Source organism: Brevibacillus borstelensis (assembly GCF_037834415.1).
Lineage (GTDB): Bacteria > Bacillota > Bacilli > Brevibacillales > Brevibacillaceae > Brevibacillus > Brevibacillus borstelensis_A.
Window position 1 is genome coordinate 1 of sequence record NZ_JAUMSJ010000064.1, and the last position, 11,447, is coordinate 11,447.

Consider the following 11,447-nt stretch of genomic DNA (forward strand, 5'->3'; position numbering starts at 1 on the left):
TTCTTGTTTATGTGGTAAAACGATTAAACTATAGTGTATATACTGGATATTTGTGAGTATACTTCCTGTCTTTACAAAATAAAGTTGCTTCTTCATTTCTTCTTTTTTGTAAATTTCTATCATATGAAAATGCTTTGCTGACTAATTTTGAACAAGTATCAATTTGACTTTGTGAAAGTGGACCAACAAAAGTTGGATATATATGCGCATTGGCAAGCATAGCTTTTACATCACTGGTTGCTAGCACCCCAGGACCTGCATTAAAAGTGAGTGAAACAAGTGCATCAAACTGAGATTGTGAAAATTCCTGACCTGTAGGAAGTACCAATTTATTTACTGCCGCTACAGCACTTGCAGTATCATTAGCAAAAAAAGTATTTGCTTGAGACTGAGAAATTGGTGAAGTATAACCTAGATTTAAAGATTTTGATAGATCATCAGCTTGTGCTTGGGATAGAAGAGAATCATTTGGATTACCTGTTGTATTTTTAGTATATGTTTTAGTCTTTGTAATCAAATGTCCCATCCAACTGTTGGATATCCATAAGGATCTCCATAAAATTTCAAGGAAAATCCCTCATGTTTTTTGATAAGGTTTGCTCCACCTGTGCCTAAAGAAAAATTTTACATAATAACACTCCTTTGTATTGTTATTAGCGACTATTTTGAGCGCTCAACTCATCGCCTTCACCCTTGTAGGTAAAAAAACAAAGTAAAATACAACCACCTCTTAGAAATTTTTTGCTTTTTGGAAAAAGCCTTACACTTGCTTAAATTGTTTAAAAAGTGAATCAATCACTCGAAAGCCTTTGCACTCAAACGAACGAATTTTTAACAGATAAAAATCTAAAATTTTTAGGGATCAAAGAACAACAAAAAAGAAGAATCCGATACAATATCGGATTCCTCAGCGTGACAACCATTGATTTATTGGTGATTGTCACGTTGGAGTTAAGATAATATCAGCGACACTGGTACTACCCCATCCAGGGCTTAGCGTACAAAATCCGCATTTTGTTGGCGGTACCCCATATATAGGTTTAATCCTTTTAGTTGGTATACGCCGTTCTTTTTAAAGTTTTAGAAGTAATGGCGTATACCATTTCTTTATATAAATTGCGTATTAATAGGAATATCATTCAAAAAATATCAACTTAGGAGTATCATTTGATTATGAAAAAGAAAATGATAACGTTTGGCAGCATTATCATGGTTGTTATCTTGGCAATCCTTGCTATAAATCTTGCACCTGGGGTTAAAACCAAAAAAGAATTAAGGGAATATCTTCAAATTACGGCTACGGCTTATAACAACGGAAAAAATGATGACGACGGTGTTTCTTTAGTATTGTACCTTTATTCGATTCAGAATCAAAAAATGTCGGAGTTCTTTAAGATCCCTATAGACCCTGGATATCCGTTGCTTTTGCGGATATTCGGAACAATAAAGTGTATTTTAGCGATAGCGTTACAGGAGACGAGGTTGATAACCTGTATGAATACAATCTTAAAACAAAAGAAAGAAATCAATTAACTTTTGGCAAGTTCCTTTTTAATGATTTGTTTATAGTAGATGACAAAATGATCACAAACGTTGCGCCACAATACGTTACTGTTACTCAACCGGCCATTTTTGATCGGACGACAAGAGAATTTACTTATCTGAATCCGAATGATGATGACACGTGGTGCTACTCTTTGTCCTATAACTATACAACGAAGAAGTTATTGAGTCTTACTGCTTCCGATTCTGAAATGAGAACCCATAAAGTTGCGGCAATTACACACATTAGGCCCAAAACCCTGTATCTAATGGATCCAGATTTTAGGAACTACCAACCAGTCTACCATACGGATCAATTTTAAATCAGACTTACCAGGCAACTCGATGCAAATAGAATCTTAATGACATACGATCCATTTATGGGTTCATCCAAACCTAGGTCGTTAAAAATGTTGTATATTGACAGTCAGAAGGTTGAAGACTTTGACATTCCCGGTATGAAAGAAGTGAAATCTTTTTACCCAAGGGATAATGCGGAAGGTTTATTTATTTTGGGGAGAGATACCAATAATCAATATGGGCTTTTTTACTACGATATGGTTACAAAGAATCTAAGCAATGTATTTGAAAATTACCAGCTTCCAAAGGATCACCGCAGTTTAATCGATTTCGTTTATAGTATAGATTGAATCCCTGCCATGCGAGTGGCTGGGATTTTTTCGCTCCATATGATAGATAGCGGACTCAGGTTGTGTAAAATGAGCGGGATTCCAATTGTTCAATCCCCTCCATAAGCAGCTTATTGACCACTGCGGTTTTGCCTTCTCCCTTTTGGTCTGCTTTAGGACTTGTCCTCTTGCTTTTCCCCGGCATTGCAGTTTTATGATGGTGATAAGAATCTTCAGGTGTAGTTACCCCATTCTGTTTGAGAACATCAATTGCTGGAGAAACGCAACTTTACACGAGATAGGAGAGACAGCCCTATGAAGCGTTTACAAATTACATTGTCATTAATAGCTATAATCGTTTTATCCGCCCTCGGGTGTACTTCAACAGAACAGACCACGACAAACAAGCCTCCTGATGCGGCAACAAGTAAGTCTTTGTTAAGTCAATTTCCAAAGGAAAACTTGGATTCAATAGGTCTGCACGTCTACCAGGCTGATTCTATTAAAGCACAGCCGGAATTTATGCATTTTCTAATGAGTGAAGAAGAGTTGCAAGCTATATTCAGTTGGTTGCAGAAGGGAGTCAACAAAGCTGCCAATTCTAAAAAAATCAAAAAAATATACTGGCTTCAATTCGAGTATGAAATCGACAAGCGGGTTGTAGATAGAAAATACCTGGCATACGTTCAAGATGAAAACGGCCAGTACTATGCAAAGCCCTTTCAAGTAGTGAAGGAGTTATATCTAGAAAAGTTTACGGAAGAGTCGATTGAGCCAATCTTGCAGATACTGGGCAAGGATAACTGGTTTGTTGTCGAAGAAGCACCCTTTTAGAATATTACAATATAGAAACAGCCTGATTTGTTGCGGCCGCAACCAAGAATCCGTCCGCTCTGCCATGATTTCGGCCCTTACATCCCTCGGGGTTAGATAAAAAGAGGTGTCCCCTGATCACAAGAGACACCTCAAATCCCTTCCAATCGGCAAGGGTTGAAAATGTTGAATAAGTTCACGTTCACCCCCGCCAAAAAGCGAATTGCCTTTTTCCGGGGGTGTTGCCTTTTCCTTTTTTCCCCTCGCTCTTCCTTCCAGCGGCCCTTCTCACAGCTTTAGCCACTCCGCAAAATACGCCTCCGTCACCGGGAAGTAAGCTGTGGCGAAACGGACAAACTCCTTCGTATCCACCTCTTTATAGGAATACCGTTCGCAGTAAGCCCTGAGAAAACGCCATCCGTCCTCCACGTCGCCATAAGTGGAGATCAGCTCCCAGAGACGCAAGGGCGGCACAACGTAGGAATAGGCATAGGTTTCGCCCTCGTACTGGTCCAGCGGCAGATTTGACGGTTTATCCACGGCAGCTCGGGCGGCCTGTTTCATGGCGGAAAAAACTTCTTCCTCCGATTTCTTCCTGTAGTCGAGGAAAAACATCGAGGCAGCCAGCTCGGTTAAGCCTTCGTCCAGCCATCTGTCGTGATAAGCGTCATTGGCGATCATGCCGTAGAACCACTGGTGCCCGATCTCGTGGACGACCGTGTGTTCCAGAGACTCGCCGACCTTGTTCGCAGCCACCGTGACGACTCCGGGATACTCCATATCCACCCTGCCATCGAGGATGATGTCCAGTTGTTTATGCGGGTACCTGCCGATTTTCTCCGAGAAAAACGGAACCGCTTCCGCAGCTGTCCGGAGAGCTTCCTCCATTTTCTGCCGATTTGCCTCCTCGCCAAAGACGCGTATCTGAACCCCATCTACCGTTTGCGAGACGGACGTGACACCTTTGACCACCGCGGCAAATACTTCCCGAACGCGGGTTGCGGCAACCTCGCCGCTTGGCCGCGCTTCCGCCGGATCTTCGTCCGAAGAACTGACGAACAGGTAACCGGGCGGCAGATCATAGGAAACGGTGAAGTCGGAGTACCCCGTATGGTAGGACTCTCCGTTGATCCGGTACTCTTTCTTGTTCCAGCCATTGCGGTATGTGGCGAGCATCGGATAAGCCTGGGCCAGGAAATAGCGCTGCCCCATTTTGTCGAAGCGAAGCCCCTCTTCCGGCACCGTAAACGAATACGATACATGTACCACCCTGACTTCGCCGGGGGCCATTTTTTTGTCCAGCGGGATCGCCAGCGTATCGGAGGAGAGCTGGTACGCTGCCTGCTGCTGATCCAGCTCGACCTTGTCAATTTTCACATCGGCTGTGCCTTTCACCGCTTCAGGCTTGTTTTGTTTGGTAAAAACGTTGGGGATAAAGTAAAACATCAGCTGATCCCAGTAGTCCCCGGAGAGGTTCTCCACCTGTATGGCCGCATCCGCCGCAAACCTTCCGGATTTGTCCATGCGAAACGACAGTTGATAGCTAGCCTTGCTGCCCTGCGGTACGGGCCTGGGAGCAAAGCCCGTCAAGTCGCCAAGCTGTTCCTCCTGATCAGGCGGCGTTCCCGCTCCCGTCTGAGGTGAGCCTGCCTGTGCCGGGTCTGGATTATGCGCCGATGGCACAGGCTGTTCACCGGGAGCTTGCCCGGGCACGGTCTCCTGCTGGGTCGCGGAAGCTTGCCACAGCCGTACCGCGCTAAAAGTCGCCCCGGCTACACAGCCGATGAGGAGCACTGCCATCATGCCCCGCAGCACCCGCTCTGTCCGTCTGCGGTTTTTCTGGGAACCGCGCAGCCCTTCTGCCGGACGGAACCGCACGGCCATCACGGCTGGAAATACAGCACCCAGCCCTCCTACCAGCACGGGAATTAGCCCGGCGCTAAGCAACAGCCAAATGTCTTCAGCCGGAAACTCCCGATACAGCCCGACGATCACGAGCACTCCGAGCCCGATACCGCCAACAGCCGCCAAGAGCCCGCAGAGAAGCCCTTCCCAGACGATCAGGCGGAATATCGCTCCGTTGCGCCAGCCCATCGCTTTGAGCAGCAGCAGCTCCGCTTTTCGATCCATGACGTTTTGCCAAATAATTTCCGCTGTCGTCAATACCGCGATCACCAGCGCCAGAACCGTCGCCACGTAATGCTCCTGGCCGATCTCCACTGCCACATATTGCCCTAACCATGACGTGTACATCATCCCTTGCAGGCGGAAAGTGACGAAACCGAAAAACACCAAGAGGCCGGTCGGCACCGCTATGGCAAAAACGGAAAGAAGACTGCGGCGAAAGCGAAGCAGCAGTTGACCAAGCGCCAGCGAAAAGCTGTTTCGCACCCGAACCAGGCGTCGCGAACCAGACTTTAGCTCTCCCGTCCGCATGAGAGCGAGCGGAGAGACTCTGCTCACGAAAAAAGCAGCCGGAATGGCAGCCAGCACATAAATGACGAGTCCGCACAAGCCGATGCCGATCACCCGCTCCACGGGAACACTCGCTCCCTGCTGCAAGACAATCATCCCGACAATCGTCCAGCTGATGAGAGTCACGATGCCTCCCAAGAGGCAGGCCTCCAAAAACAGGATGCCGGCCACATGCCCGGGACGCCACCCGACTGCCAGCCATAGGCCGAATTCGTTTGTACGGGCATACAGCGTCACCAGATTGGTCGCAAAAACGTAAGTAACAGCCATCAGCATGACAATGCCCATGATGCCGGAGAAGCCAAGCGAGACCTCGCGAAAGAGCGTAAACACGCTGCCCAACTTTACAAAAAATTGCTCGATCCAGCCCATTGCCGGATAGCTGCCGTTGGCGGGAACATGCACAAGGACAGGCTGCGGCGAGGAACCAAGCGTAATATCAGCGATCAGCCCGGTTCGCTTCTCAATCTCCTCTGCCACCGCCTCCAGCTTTTGCTGGCTGGCTTGGCTGACACCCTCCACTCCCTTTACCTTGATCCGAATCGATGCAATCGGTTTGTCCCCCATCAGCTGCGTTGCCGCGTCAATGGTCGTGAGCATCAGCGGCGGATTGGTGAGCAACCCAAACGGATTGAGGGAAGGGCGTACAGAGACGGATGGATTCATCGGTTTTCCGTCTTTGTCCAAGACCAGGCGAGCCTCAGCAGGCCGATACGTTTCCATCGGCAGCTCTTCGATTGGGTCTTTGGCAATGGCCAGCTTCTCCGGGTCGTAAAAGCCGATCCAATACGGCTCGATCAGGTGACTCCAGTTCCAATTGTCCACAAACCGGAAAGGGCGAAAGGAATAGCGGAAATCGTCCGGTTTGTAAGAATAAAACTCCTGAATTTCTGGTGGGATTTTCGGCTCCACAGCTTTTACGCTATAAGCGTAATTCCAGCGCTCCGGATAGGGGCTGGCTGTCTTTACAAATGAAAGCGCTCCGGGTTTTTCCTTTAAGGCGCTACCAAGTTGTGCGCTGTGATTGTTATTCTGATACCGAAGAAACGGTTTTCCCGTTTGGCTGTCGACCCCCGAAAGACTGGAGAGCAGCAGCGCATGCGCTTCTTTGGAGTCAAAGGAATATTCGAGCGGCTCTCCTGCCGTCTCTTGCTGATCCAAATACGACGCCCCTCCCTTGCTTGCGACCTCCTTCATGGTTTGATCGGCCTCTTCCTTGGTGGCAAACGGTAGCTTCAACCGTTCATATCTGCTCACAAAGTGGAAGCTGGCGTCTATCCGGTTACTCATCAGAATGGGGAGCTGGGTTACTTTTTGCCCCTCCCCATCGTCGCTCGTATCCACTTTGTCTTTCTCTCTGAAATAGCGGCTTTCACCGAGCGACACGACAGCCTGATCCAAGCCAACCAGACGGGCTTCTTCTACCGGGTCGATTCCTACAAGAAGTTGATTGAAAAAACCGCTAAGATCAAGTATCCATGTCCTAACTCCGTATGGCTCAATGAAGTCGTATCGCTGAAGTTTCTCCTGTTCATCCCTGGATATACTCCAAAGTCCTGTTGTATAATATCGAGTCCGTTTATACTTCGGAATGACTTGCACTCCATCGTTGCTATAGGCCGCCATAACATGGCGATAAATCCCCGGCTCTTTTGGCTTTTCTACCTTTCCATACGTAAACGAGGTCCCCGAATAGCCAATCGGCGCAAGCGGAGCCGCAACGTCCACGTCCGGCATGCTCTTGATCCAGGCGTAGTCGTCGAGACTGATCCCCCCGTACAGCCCGTTCAAATAATTCGGCTCCAACAGCTGGTCCTGTTCCGTCACACTGCGCGTCCCTTCCGGCCGGACCACGATATGGTAGGCGGCCTTCCAGCGCTTTTGCAAAATTTCCTGGGTTGTCCCGTTGTTGCTCTCGGTGACACCCACAAAGTAGCTGAGCGTCGAGCTGATGATGAGCATGCCGACGAGCAGCAAAAGAAAACGCTCCGGGTGGCGCCACCAGTTTTTCCAAATATAACGAATCATCGGCTCACCTCGTCGTGTCGGCAATCGTGCTGCCATCCCGCATCTCGATCCTCCGGTCCGTGCGACTGGCCAAATGCTCGTCATGCGTGACAAAGACAATCCCGGTACCATGCTCCTGCTGATATTTGCGCAACAGCTGAAAGACCATTTCCCCGTTGCTCGTATCAAGGTTGCCTGTCGGTTCGTCTGCCAGCAGCCATTTGGGCCGGTTGACCAGAGCGCGTGCGATTGCTACACGCTGCTGCTCTCCGCCGGACAATTGGGAAGGCAAGGAATCCTGCTTATGCGAAAGACCTACCCAATCGAGCAGTTCCTGAGCCCTGCCCTTTTTGTCGTAGCCGACTTTCCGCGGAAACAAGGGCGACATGACATTTTCCAAAGCCGTAAGCGTCGGCAGCAGATGAAAGTGTTGGAAAACAAAGCCGATCTGGGCAAACCGGAAGTCGGCCAGCGCCTTTCCTTTCAGCTTGCCGACATCCACGTCATCGTAGCTAATCGTTCCCGCCGTAGGGGCGTCAAGCGTTCCGATCAATTGCAGCAAGGTCGATTTGCCGGATCCCGACGGGCCGACAATGGACGTAAATTCTTTGCTGTGCAGGGTGAGATTGACATTTTGCAGGGCAGTGGTTGCTACTCCGTCGCCGCTGTAGGTTTTGGTAAGATTGTTGATTTGGATGATTTTCGTCATGTCCTTCCCTCTATCCCACTTTTTCAACTGGTATATCGAACATAGCCATAATATCCTGAATGGACGTTACCTGTCTGATCGCACGAATGATTCCGTCGTGGTCAATGAGTACAGCCGTAGGAACGATCTGAATCAAGAATTTGTTTATCAGATCGTTTGAGCGTACGAGGTGAATAGCAGACGGCACTTCCAATCCTTTTTCATAATAGATCGGGTTGGATACGACGATGACTCTTACATCAGGATAGTCCTGTAATATATGCGGCAATTCCGGAATGATTGCCTTGCACGTCCCGCAAGTATCGTTGGTGAAAAGCATGAACGTCTGCTTTTCAACATCCTCTGTTGCTTGCACCACTTCTCCATGCTGATCCTTTTCCCGAAAAACGGGAGCTTTTTCCCCGATCGTCAATGTCGCTGCTGTCACTTGCTTGTCATTTACACGAAACCGGTTCAAAAACTGCACGACCAGACGAATGAAAAAGAACAAAATAATCGTCTGTACAAAGACGACAACCCACAATAACAGATTGGAGATCACCAAACCGTTGTTCATATTTCCACTCCCGTCTTTCAAATCTAGCTTTGAAGGAAACGCTTAAATCGCTTGTAAAGATTCCGGAGATCGACAGTCATCGCAAACATCAGAAGAAACAGCCAGGCAATCAGGATGTCTTGCAGAACAAGAAGATTGAAAAGCTGATTGGCCTCGCCATTCCAAATCGCTTCGATGCTCCCCCATGGAGTTGGGTTCAAATACAGGCAGATGCCCATCCCGATCAGCAAAAAGTTGCGCAATACGAGAAACCACGATATGGGGTGGTCGCCTGCCGCTCCCCCGCATCCGCAAGAGATTTCCTTGCGCCCGCGCAGCAAGTTGACAACGATAGCAAGTGAGTAGATGGCTAGAAGAAAGACAGCGAGCAAGGCAACTGTCTTTTGAAACATACCCAAAAACAGCAGAATACCTGTCAAAAATTCAACGATCATCTCGGCTCGGGCAAACGGGTAAAGCAGGAAGGAGGAAAGAATCCGGTACTCCTTCACCGTCAGCATATGCTCCTGCGGTTTTCGGAATTTGGCGACGCTCGTACTTATAAAAAGCGTGCCAAGAAACACTCGCAGCACAAACGTCAGTTCATCCACCCGACCACCTCTCTCTCTGCTTCCTTTTCAGATGCAAACCATTGCGCCTGCATTTGATACATCTGGAAATACTCCTGTCCAAGCGCCATCAGTTCCTCGTGGGTACCCATTTCAACAATTTTTCCTTCCTTCATGACAATAATTCGGTCGGCCATCCGCGATGCAGCCATCCGGTGGGAGATAAAGATTGCAATTTTGTTCTCACTAAGCAGTTTGAACTTATTAAAAGTATCCATTTCGGCAACCGGGTCCAGTGCAGCTGTTGGCTCATCCAAAATCACTACTTGACTTTCGCGGAACAGAGCACGCGCTAATGCAATTTTTTGCCATTGTCCTCCTGAAAGATCCTCTCCCTCTCCAAACATTCTCCCTAAGTATGTCTCATAACCTTGGGGAAACCGCCGGACAAAAGAATCGGCTCCACTCAATCTCGCTGCCTGCTCCACCTTGTCTATATCATCCATTTCAGCAACATTGCCAATAGCGATATTTTCCTTAACCGATAAGTCATAGCGAATGAAATCTTGAAAAATGACAGTGAGATTATTACGTAACTGCCTTGCGTCAATATCCGAGATGTTTATGTCATCAATCTTGATTTGGCCACGTACTAGTGGATAAAGACCCATTAAGCATTTCACTAGCGTAGTCTTTCCAGAACCATTTTGACCAACAATAGCTATTTTTTCTTTGGGGTAAACCTGAAACGAGATATTTTCAAGAACATCTCGATCTCCTCCCGTATAACGAAAGGATACGTTTTCAAATAATATTCCTTTTTGGATAGGCGAAGGGAAGTTCTGTTTTCCTTCCTTACTTGGTAGCTCTCCTTCCTCATGTTCAAGAAATTGATAAAAATCTTTAATAAACAGCTTTTCCTCGTACAGTTTAGCCAACAGCATGGATATACGAGTAAAGGTTCCCTGTGTCCCCTGAATAGCTTGTATAATGGCTATGAACTCCCCTATTCCCATCTTTGCTGTACGGCCGAACGATATAAGAACAACTGCCATTCCCATATAGAATAGAGCGGAAACCCCCTCCATCCCTATTTCAGCTTTCTGCTGCTTCAATTCCAGACTTAGCTTCTCTGTGGTATTCTTCCAAAATCTCTCCGCCCATCTCGTACGAAACAGTGTAGCGAGATCAAACAATCTAATTTCCTTTATTGACCTACGATCCTGTAACAAATATTTATAATACTCTGCCTCGCGAGCCACCGAACTTTGTGCAACATGTAAAGCATATCGTCTCTGCCCCAGCTTAGCTTGAATATAGTAAAACGGCACTGCAACTAAAAGACTAGCAATTACAAGACGCCAATCAATTACATATAAAAAAATAGCATAAGAAAATAAGTTGAAGGCAGACTGTGTCATATCTATGATACTTCCGATAGGTGCTAAAAATCGGGCACCTCCGCCCGATATTCGTTTCAAGTGATTGTGGAATTCTGGTAAGTCAAAACTCATGATTGAAACAACTGAGGTTTTTTCGAGAATTAATTGCTGTACATTATAATCCAATGTACATTCCATCCGCTTATCAAAATACTCCCTTATATTTGTAATTGCTGACAAAGAAAGAGTCAGCATGAATTGTCCAATTAATAACCAGAATAAAAAAAAGTATTCCTTTGTTTCTCCCTGAATAAAACGTGTTACTTCATTAATGATTTCTTTTGCCACCCATAATGTAAGAAACGGAGAACAGCCGACTAAGATGCTCAATGTGACCGAAAGAATCAACCACTGTTTCCCCTGCCTCCAGACGTATCCGAATGCTTTCCATAAATATTTTCTATCCATCTTGTTCACCAATTTGCAAGCCAATTGGCATTTGTTCGATATATCTCACCAAAAAATGAACCAATGAAAATTCACGTAGGATAATACCGTAATCGTCTATAACCAAAAAAGTGGGAAAACTTCTTATTCCTAATCTTAGTAATTGTGTTTTTTTAATTGGGTTAATCTCTACTTGTTCCCTGTAGTCATGACAAAACATTTCAAAGTACTCCACCTGATCAGCCTCGGCCAAACAAGCGAACGGGAATTGCAACTTTTGATTTTGCTCCAGAAATTCTGTCAATGCCTCATGACAAGGTAAGCACGTAGGTAGTGAAA

General features: G+C 46.7%; 10 protein-coding genes. 3 read left to right on the top strand and 7 right to left on the bottom strand.

The features are described from left to right. Positions 1 to 28 precede the first annotated feature (28 nt). The gene (locus Q3F21_RS26320; RefSeq protein WP_340259455.1) at positions 29 to 517 is read right to left on the bottom strand and encodes a glycoside hydrolase family protein; all 489 of its coding nucleotides are present in this window, start codon (positions 515 to 517) and stop codon (positions 29 to 31) included. Positions 518 to 1,173: 656 nt separating this feature from the next. On the opposite strand from Q3F21_RS26320, the gene Q3F21_RS26325 reads away from it, so the two are divergent. The 3 genes from Q3F21_RS26325 to Q3F21_RS26335 all read left to right on the top strand — a co-directional run bounded on the left by Q3F21_RS26325 (position 1,174) and on the right by Q3F21_RS26335 (position 3,005). Beyond that, on the top strand, positions 1,174 to 1,533 hold the full coding sequence (locus Q3F21_RS26325) for a hypothetical protein (RefSeq protein WP_340259457.1): 360 nt from the start codon (positions 1,174 to 1,176) through the stop codon (positions 1,531 to 1,533). 419 nt (positions 1,534 to 1,952) lie between these two features. Beyond that, a complete protein-coding gene (locus tag Q3F21_RS26330) occupies positions 1,953 to 2,192 on the top strand; it encodes a hypothetical protein (RefSeq protein ID WP_340259459.1) in 240 nt (79 codons plus the stop codon). A 294-nt stretch (positions 2,193 to 2,486) separates the two neighbouring features. Next, on the top strand, positions 2,487 to 3,005 hold the full coding sequence (locus Q3F21_RS26335) for a hypothetical protein (protein ID WP_340259461.1): 519 nt from the start codon (positions 2,487 to 2,489) through the stop codon (positions 3,003 to 3,005). Between the two features lie 267 nt (positions 3,006 to 3,272). On the opposite strand, the gene Q3F21_RS26340 is transcribed toward Q3F21_RS26335, so the two are convergent. The 6 genes from Q3F21_RS26340 to Q3F21_RS26365 form a co-directional block, all read right to left on the bottom strand. Then, the gene (locus Q3F21_RS26340; RefSeq protein ID WP_340259463.1) at positions 3,273 to 7,487 is read right to left on the bottom strand and encodes an FtsX-like permease family protein; all 4,215 of its coding nucleotides are present in this window, start codon (positions 7,485 to 7,487) and stop codon (positions 3,273 to 3,275) included. A 4-nt stretch (positions 7,488 to 7,491) separates the two neighbouring features. Continuing rightward, complete coding sequence (locus Q3F21_RS26345; protein ID WP_340259465.1) at positions 7,492 to 8,175, bottom strand: ABC transporter ATP-binding protein; 684 nt, start codon at positions 8,173 to 8,175, stop codon at positions 7,492 to 7,494. A gap of 10 nt (positions 8,176 to 8,185) precedes the next feature. Then, positions 8,186 to 8,731 carry a hypothetical protein gene (locus tag Q3F21_RS26350; protein WP_340259467.1) on the bottom strand — a complete coding sequence of 182 codons (546 nt, stop codon included), beginning with the start codon at positions 8,729 to 8,731 and terminating at the stop codon, positions 8,186 to 8,188. A gap of 23 nt (positions 8,732 to 8,754) precedes the next feature. Continuing rightward, positions 8,755 to 9,321 carry a MauE/DoxX family redox-associated membrane protein gene (locus tag Q3F21_RS26355; protein WP_340259469.1) on the bottom strand — a complete coding sequence of 189 codons (567 nt, stop codon included), beginning with the start codon at positions 9,319 to 9,321 and terminating at the stop codon, positions 8,755 to 8,757. Continuing rightward, positions 9,309 to 11,069 (bottom strand): ABC transporter ATP-binding protein, encoded by a 1,761-nt coding sequence (locus Q3F21_RS26360; RefSeq protein ID WP_340259471.1) that lies wholly within the window; start codon positions 11,067 to 11,069, stop codon positions 9,309 to 9,311. The genes Q3F21_RS26355 and Q3F21_RS26360 overlap by 13 nt, the downstream gene beginning before the upstream one ends. A gap of 52 nt (positions 11,070 to 11,121) precedes the next feature. Continuing rightward, on the bottom strand, positions 11,122 to 11,447 hold a 326-nt coding region (locus Q3F21_RS26365; protein WP_340259473.1), incomplete at its 5' end, for a hypothetical protein.

Coding starts and splice junctions, on each gene's coding strand:
- Q3F21_RS26350 (WP_340259467.1), bottom strand. CDS start 8,731: ATGAACAACGGTTTGGTGATCTCCAATCTGTTATTGTGGGTTGTCGTC.
- Q3F21_RS26330 (WP_340259459.1), top strand. CDS start 1,953: ATGTTGTATATTGACAGTCAGAAGGTTGAAGACTTTGACATTCCCGGT.
- Q3F21_RS26325 (WP_340259457.1), top strand. CDS start 1,174: ATGAAAAAGAAAATGATAACGTTTGGCAGCATTATCATGGTTGTTATC.
- Q3F21_RS26340 (WP_340259463.1), bottom strand. CDS start 7,487: ATGATTCGTTATATTTGGAAAAACTGGTGGCGCCACCCGGAGCGTTTT.
- Q3F21_RS26345 (WP_340259465.1), bottom strand. CDS start 8,175: ATGACGAAAATCATCCAAATCAACAATCTTACCAAAACCTACAGCGGC.
- Q3F21_RS26335 (WP_340259461.1), top strand. CDS start 2,487: ATGAAGCGTTTACAAATTACATTGTCATTAATAGCTATAATCGTTTTA.